The 19,712-nt window shown below is 63.8% G+C and carries 20 protein-coding genes and 1 tRNA gene; 4 read left to right on the top strand and 17 right to left on the bottom strand.

The features are described 5' to 3' along the window. Positions 1 to 109: 109 nt before the first annotated feature. Positions 110 to 340 carry a phosphoribosylformylglycinamidine synthase subunit PurS gene (gene purS, locus AC3WJR_RS02920; protein ID WP_131531432.1) on the top strand — a complete coding sequence of 77 codons (231 nt, stop codon included), beginning with the start codon at positions 110 to 112 and terminating at the stop codon, positions 338 to 340. Then, positions 337 to 1,008, top strand: coding sequence for a phosphoribosylformylglycinamidine synthase subunit PurQ (purQ, locus tag AC3WJR_RS02915; RefSeq protein WP_492722136.1), 672 nt, complete (start codon positions 337 to 339; stop codon positions 1,006 to 1,008). Before purS ends, purQ begins: the two co-directional genes overlap by 4 nt. 17 nt (positions 1,009 to 1,025) lie before the next feature. On the opposite strand, the gene AC3WJR_RS02910 is transcribed toward purQ, so the two are convergent. Next, positions 1,026 to 1,334, bottom strand: coding sequence for a hypothetical protein (locus AC3WJR_RS02910; RefSeq protein ID WP_492722135.1), 309 nt, complete (start codon positions 1,332 to 1,334; stop codon positions 1,026 to 1,028). 85 nt (positions 1,335 to 1,419) lie between these two features. Further along, complete coding sequence (locus tag AC3WJR_RS02905) at positions 1,420 to 2,184, bottom strand: queuosine precursor transporter (protein WP_492722133.1); 765 nt, start codon at positions 2,182 to 2,184, stop codon at positions 1,420 to 1,422. A gap of 79 nt (positions 2,185 to 2,263) precedes the next feature. On the opposite strand from AC3WJR_RS02905, the gene AC3WJR_RS02900 reads away from it, so the two are divergent. Beyond that, a tRNA-Arg gene (locus AC3WJR_RS02900) sits at positions 2,264 to 2,340 on the top strand. 63 nt (positions 2,341 to 2,403) lie between these two features. On the opposite strand, the gene guaA is transcribed toward AC3WJR_RS02900, so the two are convergent. Next, a complete protein-coding gene (guaA, locus tag AC3WJR_RS02895) occupies positions 2,404 to 3,960 on the bottom strand; it encodes a glutamine-hydrolyzing GMP synthase (protein WP_354279804.1) in 1,557 nt (518 codons plus the stop codon). Between the two features lie 156 nt (positions 3,961 to 4,116). Between guaA and AC3WJR_RS02890 the strand changes: the two genes are divergently transcribed. Further along, positions 4,117 to 5,769, top strand: a complete 1,653-nt coding sequence (locus tag AC3WJR_RS02890; RefSeq protein ID WP_492722130.1) for a DUF6311 domain-containing protein — start codon at positions 4,117 to 4,119, stop codon at positions 5,767 to 5,769. Here the strand turns inward: AC3WJR_RS02890 and AC3WJR_RS02885 are convergent. The 14 genes from AC3WJR_RS02885 to rpsE all read right to left on the bottom strand — a co-directional run bounded on the left by AC3WJR_RS02885 (position 5,763) and on the right by rpsE (position 19,712). Further along, positions 5,763 to 7,892 (bottom strand): prolyl oligopeptidase family serine peptidase, encoded by a 2,130-nt coding sequence (locus AC3WJR_RS02885; protein ID WP_492722128.1) that lies wholly within the window; start codon positions 7,890 to 7,892, stop codon positions 5,763 to 5,765. The two genes, AC3WJR_RS02890 and AC3WJR_RS02885, sit on opposite strands and share 7 nt — an antisense overlap. 77 nt (positions 7,893 to 7,969) lie before the next feature. Continuing rightward, the gene (rplQ, locus tag AC3WJR_RS02880) at positions 7,970 to 8,392 is read right to left on the bottom strand and encodes a 50S ribosomal protein L17 (protein WP_492722126.1); all 423 of its coding nucleotides are present in this window, start codon (positions 8,390 to 8,392) and stop codon (positions 7,970 to 7,972) included. A gap of 208 nt (positions 8,393 to 8,600) precedes the next feature. Continuing rightward, positions 8,601 to 9,668, bottom strand: a complete 1,068-nt coding sequence (locus AC3WJR_RS02875) for a DNA-directed RNA polymerase subunit alpha (RefSeq protein ID WP_242137497.1) — start codon at positions 9,666 to 9,668, stop codon at positions 8,601 to 8,603. 94 nt (positions 9,669 to 9,762) lie between these two features. Next, complete coding sequence (rpsK, locus tag AC3WJR_RS02870) at positions 9,763 to 10,152, bottom strand: 30S ribosomal protein S11 (RefSeq protein WP_010164557.1); 390 nt, start codon at positions 10,150 to 10,152, stop codon at positions 9,763 to 9,765. Positions 10,153 to 10,206: 54 nt separating this feature from the next. Beyond that, positions 10,207 to 10,575 carry a 30S ribosomal protein S13 gene (gene rpsM, locus AC3WJR_RS02865; protein WP_010164558.1) on the bottom strand — a complete coding sequence of 123 codons (369 nt, stop codon included), beginning with the start codon at positions 10,573 to 10,575 and terminating at the stop codon, positions 10,207 to 10,209. A 157-nt stretch (positions 10,576 to 10,732) separates the two neighbouring features. Beyond that, positions 10,733 to 12,079 (bottom strand): glycosyltransferase family 4 protein, encoded by a 1,347-nt coding sequence (locus tag AC3WJR_RS02860; RefSeq protein WP_492722121.1) that lies wholly within the window; start codon positions 12,077 to 12,079, stop codon positions 10,733 to 10,735. A 166-nt stretch (positions 12,080 to 12,245) separates the two neighbouring features. After that, positions 12,246 to 13,586 (bottom strand): HAMP domain-containing sensor histidine kinase, encoded by a 1,341-nt coding sequence (locus AC3WJR_RS02855; RefSeq protein ID WP_492722118.1) that lies wholly within the window; start codon positions 13,584 to 13,586, stop codon positions 12,246 to 12,248. Then, positions 13,583 to 14,275, bottom strand: coding sequence for a winged helix-turn-helix domain-containing protein (locus AC3WJR_RS02850; RefSeq protein ID WP_492724128.1), 693 nt, complete (start codon positions 14,273 to 14,275; stop codon positions 13,583 to 13,585). Before AC3WJR_RS02850 ends, AC3WJR_RS02855 begins: the two co-directional genes overlap by 4 nt. Positions 14,276 to 14,679: 404 nt before the next feature. Next, the gene (locus AC3WJR_RS02845; RefSeq protein WP_492722115.1) at positions 14,680 to 15,330 is read right to left on the bottom strand and encodes an adenylate kinase; all 651 of its coding nucleotides are present in this window, start codon (positions 15,328 to 15,330) and stop codon (positions 14,680 to 14,682) included. 29 nt (positions 15,331 to 15,359) lie between these two features. After that, positions 15,360 to 16,712, bottom strand: coding sequence for a preprotein translocase subunit SecY (gene secY, locus AC3WJR_RS02840; RefSeq protein ID WP_492722113.1), 1,353 nt, complete (start codon positions 16,710 to 16,712; stop codon positions 15,360 to 15,362). Positions 16,713 to 16,906: 194 nt separating this feature from the next. Continuing rightward, positions 16,907 to 17,449: a 50S ribosomal protein L15 gene (gene rplO, locus AC3WJR_RS02835; protein WP_131531388.1), complete on the bottom strand. Its 543-nt coding sequence runs from the start codon at positions 17,447 to 17,449 to the stop codon at positions 16,907 to 16,909. Positions 17,450 to 17,621: 172 nt separating this feature from the next. Next, positions 17,622 to 18,710 carry an acyltransferase family protein gene (locus AC3WJR_RS02830; protein ID WP_492722110.1) on the bottom strand — a complete coding sequence of 363 codons (1,089 nt, stop codon included), beginning with the start codon at positions 18,708 to 18,710 and terminating at the stop codon, positions 17,622 to 17,624. Between the two features lie 94 nt (positions 18,711 to 18,804). Then, a complete protein-coding gene (gene rpmD / locus AC3WJR_RS02825) occupies positions 18,805 to 18,981 on the bottom strand; it encodes a 50S ribosomal protein L30 (RefSeq protein WP_492724126.1) in 177 nt (58 codons plus the stop codon). 5 nt (positions 18,982 to 18,986) lie between these two features. Next, entirely contained in the window at positions 18,987 to 19,712 is a 726-nt protein-coding gene (rpsE, locus tag AC3WJR_RS02820; protein WP_492722105.1) for a 30S ribosomal protein S5, read from the bottom strand.

Below are 19,712 nucleotides of genomic sequence, written 5' to 3'. Positions count from 1 at the left end.
AGCGTTTCAAGGGATGTGTGGCGGACTATCCCCCGCATCCACACTTGCAGCCCGTAGCCCGGGCGAGCATAGCGGCCCGCATCCCCTACCGTCGCAGCAGGACATATCTATGAAGCTCCGCATCTTCGTCACGCTGAAGCCCGGCGTGCTCGATCCGCAGGGTCGCGCGATCCACAAGGCGCTGGACGGCCTCGGCTTTGCCGGCGTCAACGATGTCCGCGCGGGCAAGCTGATCGAACTCGACGTCGCCGACGACATGGCCGACGCACAGGTCGACGAGATGTGCCGCAAGCTGCTCGCCAACACTGTCATCGAGAATTTCCGGGTGGAACGCGCATGAAGACCGCGGTCATCGTCTTCCCCGGCTCGAATTGTGACCGCGACGTCGCGGTCGCGCTGCGCGAGGTGAGCGGGACCGCGCCGACGATGGTGTGGCACGGCGACACCGCGCTGCCCGACGGGATCGATCTGGTCGCCCTCCCCGGCGGCTTCTCCTACGGCGACTATCTGCGCTCGGGCGCGATCGGCGCGCGGTCGCCGATCATGCGCGCTGTCAGTGACGCCGCCGAGCGCGGCGTGCCGGTGCTCGGCGTGTGCAACGGCTTCCAGGTGCTGACCGAGGCGGGTCTGCTGCCGGGTGCGCTGATGCGTAATGCCGGGCTCGATTTCGTGTGCCGCGATGTCGCGCTGACGGTCGACAATGCGCAGACCGCATTCACCAGCCGCTATGCCGCGGGCGAGAAGATCATCATCCCGGTCGCGCACCATGACGGCAATTATTCGGCGGATGCCGAAACGCTCGATCGGCTCGAAGGCGAAGGCCGGGTTGCGTTCCGCTATGCCGAACCCGTCAACGGATCGGCGCGCAACGTTGCGGGCGTCCTGAATGCCGCCGGCAACGTGCTTGGCCTGATGCCCCATCCCGAGCGCCGCATCGATGGCGCAGCGCACGGTGGGAATGATGGCCGCCGGATGTTCGAAGGCCTGTTGGAGACGGTCGGGGCGTAAGCCCCCCGTCTCCCATATCACTCCGGCTGGTGGCCGAGCGCCATTGCATCAGCGCTTCCGACCTGCTGCTCTCCGTCGAACAGACGGTCGAGGCGGGTGCGGATTTCCCCGCGATAGCCTTTCGCGGCGAGCGAGCGCGGTGCCGTGACAGACACTTCGTCGGCGATCGCATCCTTGATCCGGTCGATCGCTGCCTCGTCGAGCACATTCGCGCGCTTGAGTTCATGACAGAGCTGCACCAGCCCCACTGCGGTCGCCTGCGCGCGCAGCCCCACGTTGGTCAGGTCGAAGTGCAGCTTTTTTTGCTTGTCATACGGGGTGGTCATCGGAGTTTCCTTCCACGATCCACCCTAAGCCCCGTTTGCCAGTCCGGCTAGGGCAGCCGTGGTAGACACTGCGGCGGGACGTGCGTCAGACGCCCGCCTTGAACGGCGAGAAATCGGTTCCGCGATCGTACACGTCGATTCCCTCGCGGCGTTTAAGGAACCCCACCACCAGATAGGTGGCCGGCGTCAGCAACACCTCCCACGACACCTTCAGCACGAACTGGCTGAGCATTACCGACAGCATCGCCTCGACCGGCCAGTCGGGCGCGCCCAGGAACGCCAGCGGGTAGAAGATGAGGCTGTCGAACCCCTGCGCAACGATCGTGCTGCCGATCGTGCGGGTCCAGAGCATCCGGCCTTCGGTAAGGATCTTGAGTTTCGCCAGAACGAAGCTGTTCGCGATTTCTCCGACCCAGAAGGCGGCAACCGACGCGACGATGATCCGCAATCCCGTGGCCGCCGCGGGATCGATCAGGACCGAACGCCCGAATACATATTCATACGCCGCCTGACCGTTCCACCCCGCCGCGGGTGGCAGCGCGACGACGATCTGCTCCATGACGGCCAGAAAAACCAGCGCGCAGAACCCCGCCCACACACAGCGCCGCGCACGGGCGTAGCCATAGACTTCGGTCAGCACGTCGCCGATCACATAGCTGACCGGGAAAAACAGGATGCCAGCACCAAATGGCCACAGCCCGATCCCCGGCAGGTCGATCACCGATCGTTTTCCCGCGCCGACCACATTGGACAGCAGCAGGATCACGACGAACGCGACCATGACGAAATCATAATATCGGAAAGCCCGCCCGCCCAGGTCGCGCGCGGCTATGCTCGTTGGTGCGTTCATCGGCCCCCGTCCCATCCGCATCACCGGTATGAAGACCGTTTCGCAAACGCGCAATCCACGCTACAGCCGACCCCGGCGCGCGCCCGTAGCTCAGTTGGATAGAGCAAGGAGCTTCTACCTCCTCGGTCGGGGGTTCGACTCCCTCCGGGCGCGCCAACCTTTCCCTCGTTTCCGCATACCGGCTCTTTTACCGAGCCAGAAACTTGCGGGACGCTGGTCTCACTCCCACTCGATCGTGCCGGGCGGCTTGCTCGTATAGTCATAGGTCACGCGGTTCACGCCGCGGACTTCGTTGACGATCCGGGTGGCGACGCGCGGGAGGAAGTCACCCGGGAACTGGAACGCCTGTGCGGTCATCCCGTCGGTCGACGTCACCGCACGCAGCGCGAGCACGTAATCATAGGTCCGCCCGTCGCCCATCACCCCGACCGAGCGCACCGGTAGCAGTACCGCGAACGCCTGCCAGATCGCGTCGTACAGCCCGGCGCGGCGGATCTCGTCGAGATAGACCGCATCCGCCTTGCGCAGAATGTCGCAGCGGTCCTTGGTGACTTCACCCGGAATACGGATCGCCAGACCCGGCCCCGGGAACGGATGCCGCCCGACGAAGATCTCGGGCAACCCCAGTTCGCGCCCAAGCGCACGGACTTCGTCCTTGAACAGTTCGCGCAGCGGCTCGACCAGCTGCATCTTCATCCGCGCCGGCAGGCCGCCGACATTGTGATGGCTCTTGATCGTCACCGATGGCCCGCCGGTGAAGCTGACGCTTTCGATCACGTCCGGATACAGCGTACCCTGCGCGAGGAAGTCCGCCCCGCCGATCGCCTTGGCTTCCGCCTCGAAGATGTCGATGAACGCACCGCCGATGAACTTGCGCTTCGCCTCGGGGTCGGTGACGCCCGCAAGCCCAGCCATGAACGTTTCCTCGGCGTCGACGTGGACGAGCGGGATGTTGTAATGGTTGCGGAACAGCGTGACGACCTGGTCCGCTTCGCCACTGCGCATCAGGCCGTGGTCGACGAACACGCACGTCAGCTGCTCGCCGATCGCCTCGTGGATCAGCACCGCCGCGACCGCCGAATCGACCCCGCCCGACAGACCGCAGATGACCTTGCCGCTGCCAACCTGCGCGCGGATCTCGGCGATCTTGGTCGCGCGGAACTCCGCCATCGTCCAGTCGCCGCTCAGCCCGCACACATGCCGCGCGAAGGTTGCGATCAGCTTGGCACCATCGGGGGTGTGGACGACCTCGGGGTGGAACTGCATCGCGTAATAATGCCGCGCGTCGTCCGCGATCACCGCGAACGGCGCGCCGGGGCTTGCCGCGACCGGACGGAAGCCGGGGGCGAGCTCGGTCACCTTGTCTCCGTGACTCATCCACACCTGATGCGACTCGCCCGGCTCCCATGCGCCATCGAACAACGCGCAAGTATCGCGGATCTCGATTACCGCATGGCCAAACTCGCCGCTGTCGCCGAGCGTCACCGTCCCGCCGAGCTGGTGCATCATCACCTGCTGGCCGTAGCAGATTCCCATGATCGGCACGCCGCTGTCGAGGATCGCCTGCGGGATTCGCGGGCTGTTTTCATCAAGCACCGACGCAGGGCTGCCCGAGAGGATCACACCCTTGGGCTGCATCCGTTCGAACGCATCGGCGGCGGTGGTGAAGGGCGCGATCTCGCTATAGACCCCCGCTTCGCGCACGCGCCGGGCGATCAACTGAGTCACCTGGCTACCGAAATCGACGATGAGGATGGAGTCGCTGGGATGTGTCATGCGGCCAGATAGCAGAAGTGCGCCGCGATGCCAGAGTCGCACCGCAAGTTTCGCCGCGCCGCGGAGAAGACCCGCGTGGTTAGCCCCCCGGCCGCGCATGTTCCGCAGATCAGTGCGGTTAACACGTCCTACATCATGCCGTGGCACTGGCTTTGTATGCGTTCATCATCCCGTCTACCGACAGATCTCGCCCTGATCGTTGTGCTGGCGATCGCGCTGTTCTGGACGTTCTTCGACGTAAACATGCTCGACCCCGGCAATATCGGCTGGCTTTTGCGCGGCACCGACAATGGCGAGAATGCGCTTGGGCTGCATGCCTGGCTGAACGACCCCCATGCAGGTCTCTGGCGGACGGAAATGCTGAATGCCCCCGAGGGGGTCGCATTACTGTTTACCGACAGCAATCCCCTGCTGGCGACGATCGTTGCGCCGTTCCGGCACCTGATCGGCCGGGATTTTCAGGTCGTCGGGCCGTGGCTGTTGGCGTGCCTGATGCTCCACCTGGGGTTGGCGCGCGCCTTGCTGGCGCCATATGCGCCGAACCGCTGGATGTTGTGGGCCGGTGTGCTGGTGTTGGCGCTGCTGCCGTCGCTGTATCTCCGACAGATCCACGTCAATCTCTGTGCTCACTGGCTGATCCTGTGGGCGCTGTGGATCTACGCCAGTCCGCACCGGGCAAGCGACTGGCGCTGGTGGATTGCGGTGCTGGTGACCGCCGCGCTGATCCACAGCTATCTGTTGCTGATGGTCGCGGCGATCTGGGGAAGCGCTTTCCTCGAGCGGTTGGCCAACGCCGACGGGGGCTGGGTGGCGCGCCGACGGCTGCTGGCAGGAGCGGTCGTCGTTGTGATCGCGGTCGGCCTGGTTCTGGGCTTGCTGATCGATCGCGGAGGGTTCGTTGCGACGGGCACGTTCGGGCGGTTCGGAATGCCTCTGGATGCCCCATGGAACCCGGCAATCGCGGGTCTGTCGCGGTTCCTGCCGGCGAGCGCGCAAGCGCCGGACCGGCAACTGGAAGCGTTCCAGTATTTGGGCGCAGGGCTGCTGCTCATGATCATCGCAATGCCTTTCGCATTGGCGACGACGCAGAATGACCCCTCGCCTGCGACCGGACTGCACCGGCGGCTGTGCTGGCTGCTGCCGGCCGGTGCCGTGCTGACCCTCCTCGCCATCTCGCACCGAGTCGATTTCGCGGGGTCGACACTGTTCACCCTTCCGCTGTCGCCGCGCGCCCTGGCTGCGCTCGACCCGGTCCGTGCATCCGCGCGGCTGTTCTGGCCCGTTGCCTATGGACTCCTGTTTGCAGCGATCACGGCGGCCTATCGCCTGCCGATCGCGCGGGGGCGTCTGTTGATGGCCCTGGCGGTGGCGATCCAGCTTCTCGATCTTGGCGGATTGGCACAGCTCACGCGCGCCGAAACCGCTGCGGCGCAAGATCGTAGCAACTGGAAGCGGACGACCGATCCGCGTTGGCAAAGCGCGATCGCGAGCGCGCGGGACGTCACGATCATGCCACCCGACGCCACGCGGCAGCTCGACCTTTTCCAGGAGATCGCTTGGCGGGCGATCGACGCGGGGCGGCCCGTCAGGCTGGTCTATGCCGCCCGCACCAACCGTGTGACTGCGGCCCGGCTGATCGCCGAGGAACGCGCCTTTGCTCAAGGGGTTCTCGACCCTCATCGGCTCTACGTTCTTCTACCCGATGCGCCGCTACCCCCGGTCGCCCCTGACCGTCTGCTGGTGCTTGACGGCGTACGGGTCATCCTGCCCCTGCGCGATGCGGGGCAGGATGCCCCACGAGGTCACTGAACCGGCTTCACCTGCAACCCGGTCCACTTCGCTGCAAACGCCCAGGCATCCGCGGTTTCAGCGATGACCTTGTCGGTCGGCTTGCCCGATCCGTGGCCTGCACGGGTCTCGATCCGCACGAGTCGCGGCTTTGGTCCGAGATCGAGCGACTGGAGCATCGCGGTATATTTGAACGTATGCCCGGGCACGACGCGGTCATCCGTGTCCGCCGTCTCCGCGAGGATTGCCGGATAGGGCTTGCCCGCGCGGATGTTGTGATAGGGCGAATAGGCGTAGAGCGTCTTGAAGTCGGCCTCCTTCGACGGATAGCCGTAATCGTCGACCCAATAGCGTCCCGCGGTGAACCGGTCGAAGCGCAGCATGTCCATCACGCCGACCGCGGGGATCGCGGCGGCAAACAGGTCGGGCCGCTGGTTGGTCACCGCGCCGACGAGCAACCCGCCGTTCGAGCCACCCTGGATCACGAGCTGGTCCTTGCCGGTGATCTTCTCCGCCTTGAGATACTCGCCCGCCGCGATGAAATCGTCGAACACATTCTGCTTCTGCGCGAGGCGGCCACCGTCGTGCCATGCCTTGCCATATTCCCCGCCGCCCCGGATGTTGGCGACCGCAAGCACACCGCCCTGCTCGAGCCACGCCAGCCGCGTCGCTGAGAAGGTCGGCGTGACCGAGATGTTGAACCCGCCGTACGCGTAGAGCAGCGTTGGGGCCGCGCCGGTGACATCCTTGCGGCGCACCACGAACATCGGCACGCGTGTGCCATCCTTCGACGTGTAGAACCGCTGCTCAACCTGATAGCGCGCCGGGTCGAACGCGACCTTGGGACTGGCCCAGGGGGTCGCCTTCCCGGTCTTCACATCATAGCGATAGATCGTCGTGGGGGTAGCGAAGCTGGTGAAGGCGTAGAAGGTCTCACTGTCGTCCGCGTCCCCGCCAAAGCCACCGACATCGCCGATCCCGGGCAGCGCGACCGTGCCGTCCGCCTTGCCCTCCAGCGTGAATCGACGGCCCTCGCTCTTCACGTCCGCGAGATAGGACACGAGCAGACGCCCGCCGACGAGGTTCGCCCCATCGATCACGTCCTTGCCCTGCGCGACGATCTCGGTTTCGGGCACTTCGGCCGACCGCGCATAGAGGTTGGTCGCGACGATCCGCCCGCGCGGCGCGCCCTTGTTGGTCACCCAATAAAAATTTCCGCCGACATTGCCCGCGAGCGTCCACTCGTTTTCGAGGCCCTTGACGATCGTCCGGGGCGCGGGCTTGGGCGCGGTCAGGTCGATGACGGTGATCTGATAGCGGTTGTCGGTCCCCTCATGCGTGGTGATGACCAGCCACTTGCCGTCATCCGTCACTTGCGCATTGTGCCCGAGCTTCGGCTGGTCCGGGGTCGCGTAGATCAGCGGATCTGCCGATTGTGGCGTACCAAGCTTGTGGAAATAGACCTGCTGGTTCTCGTTGAGCGCCTGGAATTTCGACCCGTCCGCAGGTGCGGCGAAGCGCGAATAATAGAATCCTGACCCGTCCTTCGCCCAGGACAGACCCGAAAACTTGACCCACTCGATCGAGTCCGACACCGCACCGGTCGCGACGTCGAGCACCTTGACCGTCCGCCAGTCCGTCCCGCCATCCTGCACGGCATACAGTAGCTTCTTGCCGTCTTCCGAGGGCGACCATTCGGCCAGCGCAGTAGCGCCGTCATTCGACCAGCCGTTGGGATCGATCAGCACGCGGCCCTCGCCGTCCACGCTGTCGCGCACGTACAGCACCGCCTGGTTCTGCAGGCCCGCGTTGCGGCTATAGAAATAGCGCCCGCCCTTCTTCACCGGCACGCCGAACCGCTCGTAGTTGAGCAACTGCTTTAATCGAGCCGCAAAAATGTCGCGCCCCGGAAGCGTCGCCAGATAGGCGTTGGTCACTGCATTCTGATCCGTGACCCACTTGGCCACCTCGGGATCGGTGCGGACGTCATTCTCGAGCCAGCGGTAGGGATCGGCGACCTTCACGCCGAACTGCTCGTCGACCTGGGGAACGCGGCGCGTTTCGGGATAGTGCATCATGGGAGCCTGTGTCTGCGCGATAGCGGGGGAAGCCAAGAGAACCGCGAGGATCGGAAAAGGTCGCATGCAAAGCCCCGAAACGAAGAAAGGAGCCGCACTCTGGACGAGTACGACTCCTTTCTCAACGTCCGATGACGAGGGGCTTATGCCGCTTCGTTATACTCCTCGCCGGTCATCACCGGGCCCGAGTCCTGACCCTTTGCGGTGACGTCGCGGTCGACGAATTCGATGATCGCCATCGGCGACGCATCCGACAGGCGGATGCCGGCCTTGATGATGCGCGTGTAGCCGCCGTTACGACCGGCATAACGCTCGGCCAGAACGTCGAACAGCTTGGTCAGCTGCGCATCGTCGAGCAACCGCGCATGCGCAAGACGACGGTTGGACAGGCCACCCTTCTTCGCAAGCGTGATCATCTTCTCGATGTACGGACGCAGTTCCTTCGCCTTGGCGACGGTCGTGGTGATCTGCTCGTGCTTGATGAGCGCGGCGCTCATGTTGCGGAACAGGGCAATGCGGTGAGCCGAGGTCCGCTGAAGCTTACGGCCGCCTACGCGATGACGCATGGTATTTCCTTCGTTCGATAAGGGGCCGTGTGAGGTACCCCAGAGCCGGTGGGGACGGTGGCCCACCCAAATTACCGTCATACCCGCGATGGCGGGAACCCTAACTGATGCCGGATACGCCGCGGCGAAGCCGCGTCGTCGGTCGGACCGAGGTCCGCCGGCCGGGCTTTCGCCATCTCGAGATTAGCTCGCGCTAATCCCGTGCGGCTCAGCCCATGATTTCCTGCTCGAGCTTCTTCGCCATCTCTTCGATGTTCTCGGGCGGCCAGCCGGGGATTTCCATGCCTAGGCGGAGACCCATGCTCGACAGCACTTCCTTGATCTCGTTAAGCGACTTGCGGCCGAAGTTCGGCGTGCGCAGCATCTCGGCTTCGGTCTTCTGGACCAGATCGCCAATATAGATGATGTTGTCGTTCTTGAGGCAGTTGGCGCTGCGAACCGAAAGCTCGAGCTCGTCGACCTTCTTGAGCAGGTAACGGTTGATCTGCTGCGTATCGCCCGAAACCTCGGTGCCACCAGCGGCAGGCGCTGCCTGGCCGATCGGGGCCTGACGCGTGACGCTCGAATCGTCGAAGCCGACGAACAGCGCAAGCTGGTCCTGCAGGATGCGACCGGCGTAACCGACGGCTTCCTCCGGCGAAACCGTACCATCGGTCTCGATCGTCAGCGTCAGCTTGTCGTAATCGAGTTCCTGCCCGACGCGGGTGTTCTCGACCTTGTAGCTGACCTGCTTGACCGGCGAATACAAAGCATCGACCGGGATCAGGCCGATCGGCGCATCGGCCGGACGGTTGGCGACGGCGGGGACATAGCCCTTGCCGACGTCTGCGGTCAGTTCCATGTTCAGCGTCGCGCCATCATCGAGATGGCACAGCACGAGCTGCGGGTTCATCACTTCGATGTCGCCCGAAACCGCAATGTCGCCAGCCTTGACCGGACCCGGGCCCGTTGCCGACAACTGGAGCCGCTTGGGGCCTTCACCCTGCATGCGCAAAGCAATCTGCTTCACGTTGAGCACGATGTCGGTCACGTCCTCGCGAACGCCCGCCAGCGACGAGAATTCGTGGAGCACGTTCTCGATCTTGATCGACGTCACCGCCGCGCCCTGCAGCGAAGACAACAAAACGCGCCGCAGCGCGTTGCCGAGCGTCAGGCCGAAACCACGCTCCAGCGGCTCGGCGATAAAGGTCGCCTTGCGCTTGCCGTCACCGCCGGGCTTCTTTTCGAGACCGGACGGCTTCTTGAGCTCCTGCCAGTTCTTTGCATTGACGGACATAGGCTATCCCTTGATTTTGGGTCGGCACGGGCGATGCCGACCAAGTGGGAATCGGACCGTGCAGCGCGATCAACCGCGCACGGCCGAGACGAAATCAGACGCGGCGACGCTTCGAAGGACGCACGCCGTTGTGCGGGATCGAGGTAACGTCACGGATCGAGGTGATCTGGAAACCGACCGCCTGCAGCGCGCGAAGCGCCGACTCACGGCCCGAACCCGGGCCCTTCACTTCGACTTCGAGCGTCCGGACGCCGTGCTCGGCGGCCTTCTTGCCCGCGTCTTCCGCTGCGACCTGGGCCGCATACGGGGTCGACTTGCGCGAGCCCTTGAAGCCCATTGCGCCGGCCGACGACCACGAGATCGCGTTGCCCTGGGCATCGGTGATCGTGATCATGGTGTTGTTGAAGCTTGCGTTCACATGCGCGACACCAGAGGTGATGTTCTTGCGCTCACGCCGCTTAATGCGTTGCGGTTCACGTGCCATTGTCTTGTCCTAACCCTACTGCAGGAGCGAGCCGCGGTCACCCGCGGCTCAAGCTCACTTCTTCTTACCGGCGATCGGCTTTGCCTTGCCCTTGCGGGTGCGCGCATTGGTATGCGTGCGCTGGCCGCGAACGGGGAGGCCCTTGCGATGGCGCAGACCGCGATAGCAGGCCAGATCCATCAGGCGCTTGATGTTCATCGCAACGGTGCGACGAAGATCACCCTCGACCGTATAATCGGCGTCGATGGTTTCGCGGATGTGAAGGACTTCCTGGTCGGTCAGGTCCTGCACGCGCGCGGTCATCGGAATGCCCAGCTTGGTGACGATTTCCTTGGCCTTGGTGTCTCCAATGCCGTGGATGTAGGTGAGCGCGATAACAACGCGCTTGTTGGTCGGGATGTTGACCCCGGCGATACGTGCCATGAACTTGGTTCTCCTGCTCCACGGGACATGCATGGCTGCACATCCCATCTCATCGCGTTGCGTCCTTCCGAAACGCACGAGAACGGCGAGCGCAGACGAGCGCCGCCGGGACCCGGTGGTTCGGAATGGATGGCCGTAAGACCGCGACATGCGGCTGTCAAGCGCCTCGCTCGAATACGGGTTTCTGCGCCGGCGCGAACGCTGGCTCCTGCTCCGATCCGTCTTCGGGAAACAATGCGGCATAATCCAGCGGCATCTGCTGCTGATGACCGACATCACCCAGCATTGCATCGATCGCCGCCGCGTAGCTCAGACGTCGATCCAGGAACTGCTCACGCGCAGCGAGGATTGCCTGTCCAAGCTCTGCCCGTAGCAGGGGATCGCTGGCGAACCGCACGATTTGCGCCACATAGCTGGCTGGGTCATCGGGAATAGCCTCAAGCATAGCGGCACCCAGTACCGGGATCGCATTCGTCACCCGACTCGCAAGCACGGGTCGCAGCGCCAGCATCGCCTCGGCGCAGACCAACGGCATACCCTCGGTAAAGTCACTTCGCGTCGGGACGATGACCAAGCTGCTTGCAGCATATGCCACCAAGAGTTCGCCCCGCTCCAGACGGCCGCGGATCGTGATCATGTCGGCAACGCTGCTGGCAGCAACCGCATCCCGAAATGCGTCCAATGCCGTTCCATTGCCGCACACCGTAATATGCGCGCCACCCAGCCCGTGCTCACGAAGGCCACGCGCGATATCGATCAGATCGAACACACCCTTGTTCACCTCGACCCGCCCGACGAACACCAGGCGAAGCGGGTCGGCCTGACAGTTCAGGGCCGCGGACGGGGCCGGAAAGCCCTTCCCGGAATATTGCGCGGTCCAGCCGTAGAAGGGCAACGCGTCCGCGCCATCGATCCGTGCCTGATCGGCACACGCTGGCGAACATCCTAATGCTGCCAATGCTCCGTGGCGAAAAAAGTAGGAGTCCAATGCGCGCACTATGCGGCTAACGCCGTGAGTTGGAGCGAAGCCCTGCGCCCACCGCACGTTATGAAAATTGACCGCAACGGGAATGCCGTATCGTCGAAAAGTCCACAGGGCGAAGAAATTGGTCGTACCTGAGTCGATGATTGCAAAGTCCGCACCGCTCCGCCGGGCCAGATTGGCAAGGCGCCAGGCGTAGGCGATCCGCGACCAGTAAAAGGCCAGGCCCCGCGCGCCGTCTAGCTTGCGTGGCAAATTGATGAGCTTGATCGCCCCGATCTGCAGTTCATCGGCACGAGAGTGCGACGATACCAGCAGGGCATTGTGGCCCCGCTTCTCGAGAAGCCGGATCAACTGACCGGAAAACGTAATACTTGTTTCACCATGACGAGGTTTATCATGCTGAGAATCGGTCAATCCCCTAGAGCTGCGTGCATCCTGAACAGTGTCCCCCGGCCCCATTGCGAAAAACAACCGCATGTTCCCAACTACCTGTTCGGTTTCTAATGAATGTACGGACATATCGTCTGGCCCCCGCGACAAGGCTGTCCCACACTTAAACTCAATATACTAACGCTTAGTGCACTTACACCATCCGGACTACACTATGGTCTTAACCATAAAGACTGCAATCGTTCACTACTGTGCGTGCAACCGTAGGGCTTGGCCGCGATGCGAATCATTCTCGTCAGGTGGGCAGCACGATCGCGACGATCAATCCCGGTGCATTATCGCCCAACTCCAGTCGCCCTCCGTGTAATCTGGCGACCGCGTCCACTAAGGCCATGCCCAACCCGGCACCAGGCAGGCTGCGGGCACTGTCGAGCCGACCGAACCTGCGCAAGGCCTGTGCGCGATCGGCCTCGGCGATGCCTGGCCCCCGGTCCTCCACCTGGAATCGCGCCGCTTCGCCATCGAAGGCCAATCGCACGGTAATCGAACCGCCCGCTCCGGCATGTCGCAACGCGTTGTCGACCAGATTGGCGATTGCCTGAGTCAGCAACTCGCGGTGCAGCACCATTGCCGGCGCGGCGGCAGGCAGTTCCAAATGGAATCGCATCCCCGCGTCCTCAACAACCGGGGCATATAATTCCGCAATTTCTTCCAGCAATCCGACTGGGTCCATCGGCGCAAGCCGGTCGCGCGACACGCTTTCCGCGCGTGTGATCTCGATCATCGTCGACAGCATCCGCATCACCAGATCGGTCTCGATCAGCAGCCCGCCCATCGCCGCCTCGCGTTGCGCAGGGTCCGCCTGGAGCACCGCCGCCTCGGCCTTGGCGCGCAACCGCGCGAGCGGCGAGCGCAGGTCGTGCGCCAGCCCGTCAGTGACGATCCTGAGCTCGCTCATCAACCGCTCGGTCTTGTCGAGCATCGCGTTGAGGCGAACGGCAAGCCGGTCGAACGCATCCCCGCTCGCGGCATTGCCGACCCGTCGCGACAGATCGCCCGCCGCGACGCCCTCGATCACGTCCGCGACTCGATCGAGCCGTCGCCCGACATAACGCGTGACGACCAGCCCCCCGCCGACCCCCAGCGCCAGCGACAGCAGCATCGCGGCCGCAAGCCCGCGTTCGATCCCGCGTTGCTCGGCGTCCCAGTCATCCAGCACGCGGCCACTGACGAGCCGATACGGCCCAATCTGGCGCACCGCATAGCCGACCTCGCGGTCCGCCCAGGGGGATCCGATCGCGCGGATCCGGAAGCCGAGATTGGGCCAGCGCGCGAATCCGTCGAGTTCGGGGCCGACCCCGGCGATCAGCCGACCATCCCGCGCAATCACCGCGACGATCCGCGACACATCGCCCGGCGTCCGCGCCTCGCGGATCGTGCGACCCAGCGCGGGGAGACCGCCGCTGCGATAAACCGCGATCAACGCGTCGGATTGTTCGATAGTGTCGCGACGCAATTCGTCGATCGCATCGTCGCGCACCACCTTCCACACGAAAGCGACGAGCACGAGATTGGAAACGAGCGCCAGCAGGATCGACAGCAGCGCGATCCGCGCCGTGACCGACAGGCGAATCAAGGCTCGACCGACAACCGATACCCGGCGCCACGCACCGTATGCAGGATCGGCGCGGGGAAGCCGTCCTCGATCTTGCGCCGCAACCGACCGATATGGACGTCGACCACGTTCGAGCCCGGATCGAAGTGATAATTCCAGATCTTCTCGAGCATCATCGTGCGCGTCACCACCTGCCCCGCGTGGCGGGCGAGATATTCGAGCAGGTTGAACTCGCGCGCGCCAAGCGAAATCGCTCTGCCCTGCCGCGCGACGGTGCGCGCGAGCAGATCGATCTCGAGGTCGCCGACCGAGAGGCGAGTCGTCTGCCCCTCTGCTGCGTTTCGGTCGACGCGGCGGAAGATCGCATCGATTCGTGCAGTCAGTTCCGCAAAGGAGAAGGGTTTGACCAGGTAATCGTCCGCGCCCGCATTGAGCCCGTCGATCCGGTCGTCGACCGTGCCGAGCGCGGACAACACCAGCGTCGGCGTGCTGACCCCCGCCGCGCGGATCGCGCCCAGCATCGCGAGCCCATTGAGGCCCGGCAGCATGCGGTCGGCGATGATCAGGTCGAAGATCCCCTCACTCGCGAGGAACAGGCCGTCGCGGCCATCGGCGCAGGTCTCGACGGCATAGCCGGCTTCGGCCAGCCCCTTCGCGAGATAGGCGGCGGTCGAGCTATCGTCTTCGACAATCAGGATCTTGCGGGTCACAGGCGGCATTCCGGGCGGTTTCCTCATGCCTAGAATGAAATGAGGCCGACGGAAAGCAAGCCTTCCGCCGGCCACCGACACCCCCGGGAGTGCGAGTGCCGATCTCGGTGATCATTTCGGGCCGCGTTTGCTGGCCATGCAGAGATGTTTGCACCGAATTGCCTGCGCGATCCGGTGACATTGGGATGACGAAAATGTCATTTGGGGTTCTAGGATGTCGCGCGGATCGCAGGGGAACGTACCGCCACCAGCTACTCTTCCGCCGTCATGCTGAACTTGTTTCAGTATCCACCGCCCAACAAGGACGGTCCTGACTCGTGGAGGGCTGGATCCTGAAACAAGTTCAGGATGACGGGCGGGGGGGGCGCATGCCGTCAGGCGCCGGGTGCCAGCGCCCTCACCCCTCAAACCGCGTCGAGAATACCCTCGATCGCCTTCGAAACGCTATCCATGTCCGCCATCCCGTCGACTCGCGCGAGCAGCCCGCGCGCTTCGTAGATCGGGATGATCGGCTCGGTCTTGGCGCGATACTCCGCCATACGCGTGCGCACGGTTTCCTCGTTATCGTCCGGACGGCGCTTGAACTCGTGGTGCCCGCACACGTCGCACGTGTCGGCAACCTTGGGCTGCTTGAAATGGTCGTGATAGCCAGCACCGCAATTACCGCAGGTGAAGCGCCCGACGATCCGCTCGACCAGCGCGTCCTCGTCGACGGTCAGTTCGATCACCTTGTCGAGCGTCCGGCCGCGTGCGGCGAGGATCGCGTCGAGCTGCTCGGCCTGCGCCGCAGTGCGCGGATAGCCGTCGAAGATCACACCCTTGTCGGTGTCACCCATGTCGAGACGCTCGCCGATGATCCCTGAGACGATCTCGTCCGAAACGAGCTGTCCCGATTCCATCACCGCTTGCGCCTGGAGCCCGACCGGGCTCCCCGACTTGACCGCAGCCCGCAGCATGTCGCCGGTGGACAACTGAACCATGCCGCGGTCGCTTTCGAGGCGCGCCGCCTGGGTGCCCTTGCCCGCGCCCGGGGGGCCCAACAGAATGATATTCACGCGCGTCTCCCGTTTACCGTCGCCGCGCTTCAGCGCAGGCGTCCGCCCTTCAGCTTCGCCTTCTTGATCAAGTCACCATATTGGTGCGCAAGCAAGTGGCTCTGGATCTGCGTCACCGTGTCCATCGTCACGTTGACGACGATCAGCAGGCTCGTCCCGCCGAGGTAGAAGGGAATCGACAGCGCCGAAACCAGATACTCGGGCAACAGGCAGATTATCGCGAGATAGCCCGCCCCGATCACGGTGATGCGCGTCAGCACATAATCGAAATAGGTCTCGGTGTTCTTGCCCGGACGGATGCCGGGAATGAACCCGCCATGCCGCTTGAGATTGTCCGCCGTCTCTTCCGGGTTGAACACGACCGCGGTGTAGAAGAACGAGAAGAAGACGATCCCGGCACCGTACAGCAGCATGTACGCGATGCTGCCATGCTGCAGATACTGGTTGAGCGTGATGACGACCGAGCCCCACCACGTGTCACCCGACACGTTCTTGCCCGCGAACTGCGTGATCGTCAGCGGCATCAGCAGCAACGACGACGCGAAGATCGGCGGAATGACGCCTGCGGTGTTGATCTTGAGCGGCAAATGGCTGCGATCCGACTGCATGCCGCGCTGGGTCTGACGCTTGGGGTATTGGATCAGGATGCGGCGCTGCGCGCGCTCCATGAAGCAGATGAACAGGATCAGCCCAGCCACCGCGACGATGATCGCGACCAGCGTGAATCCGGTGACGTTCCCGCCCCCGGTCCGCGCGGTCTGCGCGAGGTTGAACAGCGTCGTCGGAAGGTTGGCGACGATCCCCGCCATGATGATCAGCGACATGCCGTTGCCGATCCCGCGGCTGGTGATCTGCTCACCGATCCACATCAGGAACATCGTACCGCCGACAAGGCTAATGACCGAGCCGACGATGAACAGCATGCCGGGATCGACCACGACGCCCTGGCTCTGGAAGCCGAGGCTGAGGAAGTATCCCTGAATGACGGTCAGGCCGACGGTGCCGAAGCGCGTATACTGGTTGAGCCGCTTGCGCCCGCTCTCGCCTTCCTTCTTGATCGCGGCAAGCGTCGGCGACAGCGAGGTCGCGAGCTGCACCACGATCGAGGCGGTGATGTACGGGGTAACACCCAAGGCAATCAGGCTGGCGCGCTTGAGCGAACCACCCGAGAACGCGTTGAAGAAGTCGAGCACGCCACCGTTGGTGCGGCTCGCCAGCGCGGCCAGCGCGGTCGGGTCGATCCCCGGGAGCGGGACGTAGCTAAGCAGGCGGAACACGATCAGCGCGCCGATGGTGAACCACAGCCGCTTCTTGAGGTCGGTCGCCTGCGCGAACTTCGACAGGCTGATGCTTGAGGCCATTTTATCGGCTGCGGATGCCATGCGGTTGATCGTCCTGGAATCGATATCGGCGGAAACAAAAACGGCGGGAAACGTTTTACCGCCCCGCCGCTTCATATAGGGGCCCGAACGGGCTTGTCTAATGCCTAGCGTTCGCGCCCGCCCCGATTTGGCCGTTCACCCCGGGAATGAACCCGGGGCAAACTGGTGGGATGGTGCGCGTCGCCGAGCGACAGTTACGCCTTGAACGACGCCTTGTGCGCCTGGCGCTCCTTGTACTTCACGCCCTTCTTGGCGGCAGCCTTCTCGTTAGCCGGCATGACGTAGATCACGTCGACCGAACCGCCAGCCTTCTCGACCGCCTCGATCGCGCCCTTGGACGCGCCGGCAACCGTGAACTTGAGAACCGTGGTCAGTTCGCCCTTGCCGAGCAGACGGACGCCGTCCTTGCCACCGCGTGCGAGACCAGCGGCCTTGAGCGCCTCATGGTCGATCGAGGCATTGGCTTCGATCTTGCCCGCGTCGATCGCCTTCTGGATCGCACCGAGGTTTACCTCGGCATAATCCTTGGCGAAGATGTTGTTGAAGCCGCGCTTAGGCAAACGCATGTGAAGCGGCATCTGGCCGCCTTCGAAGCCGGCGATCGAAACGCCTTCACGGCTCTTCTGGCCCTTCTGGCCGCGGCCAGCCGTCTTGCCCTTGCCCGAACCGATACCCCGGCCGACCCGCATGCGGGACTTGCGGGCACCATCGTTGTCGCGGATTTCATTAAGTTTCATGAGCTGCACTCGCTTTCGCTTTTGTCGCGCGGACTGTTAGGAAGTGGTCGCGCCTAGCGGACGACCGTCATTTCTGCAACCTCTTTCAACGCCTGGACCGCCCTGCCCCCGTGTCCGGCCGAAAGACAGACGGTATTGCAGCGCCCTGCGGCCCGGACCTCCGGTTACGCCGTTACTTTGCCGAAAAACGCGTCACGACTGGCCCTGCGCTTTGCCCTAACCCTCTATTGATGCGGGCGGGCAGACGGGCGTGCAGCCATCGCCCCAGTGGCCGTTCGTACCAGAGATGGATCGCAACCCCGACGGACGCTGCTACGATCAGCGTGGCGGCTCCGCACAGTGCCACTGTCTCCGGACCCTTTGGAAGGCGACTGAGCGCCTTGACCACCAGGACGGTCGACAGGAGGTGGACCAGATACACCGCATAGCTTGCCGCCCCCAGCAGAAGCCACAACCGGGACCGCACCACCACGCCTTGCCGCTCCAAGACCACGACGCCGAACACTGTGAGGAGCGCGAACGGGCCGAGGACATATCCACGGGTGCTCGCCGGGAAATAGGAGGTGATCGCCAATAACGACGAGAAACCAACGATGACGAACAACCAACCCACACCGCGGTTAGGAACGAGCCGTATCCAACGCTCGGCGAACATCCCGAGCAATATTCCGTATCCGAACTCTAGGAGGAGCGACGCCGTATAGAACTTCGCCACGAAGCCTGCCGGTTGGAAAGTGATCCCGACCGACACCAGGAAGCAGAGCGCGGCGAGGACCGTGACACGTTGCAAAAAGACGTTTCGAAGGCACAGGCTGAGTGAAAAGATTGCGTAGAAGAACATCTCGTAATTGAGCGTCCACCCGGTGAACAGCACTGGCGAAACGGCACCGCGTTGACCCAAGTTCGGCGGGTTTGCCGGGTACGGCACGAACAGCAGGGACTTCAGGAGTGGCCCCAGATCCGTCGTGGTGGACCGGAAGATTCCAGGCGCGATTGACGCTCCGAGGAAAAGGCCGATCGTGAAGGTCCAGTAAAGCGGAACGATGCGGATGATCCGGCTGGCGGCGAAGCGCCCCGGCGAGACCGGCAGCCCGGCTGTCGCATGGATCATGACAAAGCCGCTGATGACGAAGAAGACGTCGACGCCGACAGCGCCAGTCGCACCAATTCGTTGCAACAGCCCCCCATACAGTGCGGCCCAGTGGTCGAAAACCACAAGCAATGCTGCAACCGCCCGCAACACTTGGATGTTTTTGATCATGCCGCCCCCGCGGCCTGCACATAACAAAAATCCGGGGATCGCGCCATGCGACCCCCGGACCTTTATTATTCAGATGTGGTCGCGACGGACGATGTCAGTCGACGATCTTCACCATGTGCGCGACCTTGCGGATCATGCCACGGACTTCCGGGCTATCCTCGAGTTCGCGCGTCTTGTGCATCTTGTTGAGGCCGAGACCGATCAGCGTTGCGCGCTGGTCCTTCTCGCGGCGGATCGGCGAACCGGTCTGCGTGATCTTGATGGTCGCCATCATTATTACTCCGCGATCGCTTCGGCCTGGGCCTCGGCGACGTCCTTGTCCGCGCCACCACGGCCGAGCAGGTCTGCAATCTTCTTGCCGCGACGCTGCGCTACCGCCTTCGGGCTAACCTGTGCGGTCAGCGATTCGAAGGTTGCACGGATCATGTTGTAGGGGTTCGAAGTGCCGACCGACTTGGTCACCACGTCCGCGACGCCGAGCGCCTCGAACACGGCGCGCATCGGGCCGCCTGCGATGATGCCGGTGCCGGGAGGCGCCGAGCGCAGCGTCACGAGGCCGGCACCGAAGTGACCGCGACCGTCATGGTGCAGCGTACGGCCTTCCTTCAGCGGAACGCGAACCATCGCCTTCTTGGCAGCAGCCGTCGCCTTGGAGATGGCTTCCGGCACTTCGCGTGCCTTGCCATGACCGAAGCCGACACGGCCCTTGCCGTCGCCCACGACGACCAGCGCTGCGAAGCCGAAGCGCTTACCGCCCTTGACCGTCTTCGAGACGCGGTTGATGTGAACCAGCTTCTCGATCAGCTCTTCGCCGCCATCGTCCGAACCCGGACGACCGCCACGATTGTCGCGACCGCCGCGGCTGTCACGGCCACCACGGTTTGGACCACCGCCACCAGGGCCGGTGCGACCACGACCACCACGGGGGCCACGGCCCTGCGGTGCATCGTTCGGCGTCGTTGCCGGTGCGGCGATCTCGCCGATGTTGATCTCATCCGCCAT

Source organism: Sphingomonas sp. FW306-05-A, from assembly GCF_058782275.1.
Note: the sequence above shows the minus strand (reverse complement) of the source record. Positions and strands in the feature narration are given on the sequence as shown.

Excerpts from the sequence above, each read along its gene's own strand:
- purS (WP_131531432.1), top strand. The coding sequence starts at position 110 with ATGAAGCTCCGCATCTTCGTCACGCTGAAGCCCGGCGTGCTCGATCCG.
- purQ (WP_492722136.1), top strand. The coding sequence starts at position 337 with ATGAAGACCGCGGTCATCGTCTTCCCCGGCTCGAATTGTGACCGCGAC.
- AC3WJR_RS02910 (WP_492722135.1), bottom strand. The coding sequence starts at position 1,334 with ATGACCACCCCGTATGACAAGCAAAAAAAGCTGCACTTCGACCTGACC.
- AC3WJR_RS02905 (WP_492722133.1), bottom strand. The coding sequence starts at position 2,184 with ATGAACGCACCAACGAGCATAGCCGCGCGCGACCTGGGCGGGCGGGCT.
- guaA (WP_354279804.1), bottom strand. The coding sequence starts at position 3,960 with ATGACACATCCCAGCGACTCCATCCTCATCGTCGATTTCGGTAGCCAG.
- AC3WJR_RS02890 (WP_492722130.1), top strand. The coding sequence starts at position 4,117 with ATGCGTTCATCATCCCGTCTACCGACAGATCTCGCCCTGATCGTTGTG.
- AC3WJR_RS02885 (WP_492722128.1), bottom strand. The coding sequence starts at position 7,892 with ATGCGACCTTTTCCGATCCTCGCGGTTCTCTTGGCTTCCCCCGCTATC.
- rplQ (WP_492722126.1), bottom strand. The coding sequence starts at position 8,392 with ATGCGTCATCGCGTAGGCGGCCGTAAGCTTCAGCGGACCTCGGCTCAC.
- AC3WJR_RS02875 (WP_242137497.1), bottom strand. The coding sequence starts at position 9,668 with ATGTCCGTCAATGCAAAGAACTGGCAGGAGCTCAAGAAGCCGTCCGGT.
- rpsK (WP_010164557.1), bottom strand. The coding sequence starts at position 10,152 with ATGGCACGTGAACCGCAACGCATTAAGCGGCGTGAGCGCAAGAACATC.
- rpsM (WP_010164558.1), bottom strand. The coding sequence starts at position 10,575 with ATGGCACGTATCGCCGGGGTCAACATCCCGACCAACAAGCGCGTTGTT.
- AC3WJR_RS02860 (WP_492722121.1), bottom strand. The coding sequence starts at position 12,079 with ATGTCCGTACATTCATTAGAAACCGAACAGGTAGTTGGGAACATGCGG.
- secY (WP_492722113.1), bottom strand. The coding sequence starts at position 16,712 with ATGGCATCCGCAGCCGATAAAATGGCCTCAAGCATCAGCCTGTCGAAG.
- rplO (WP_131531388.1), bottom strand. The coding sequence starts at position 17,449 with ATGAAACTTAATGAAATCCGCGACAACGATGGTGCCCGCAAGTCCCGC.
- AC3WJR_RS02830 (WP_492722110.1), bottom strand. The coding sequence starts at position 18,710 with ATGATCAAAAACATCCAAGTGTTGCGGGCGGTTGCAGCATTGCTTGTG.
- rpmD (WP_492724126.1), bottom strand. The coding sequence starts at position 18,981 with ATGGCGACCATCAAGATCACGCAGACCGGTTCGCCGATCCGCCGCGAG.
- rpsE (WP_492722105.1), bottom strand. The coding sequence starts at position 19,712 with ATGGCGGATGAGATCAACATCGGCGAGATCGCCGCACCGGCAACGACG.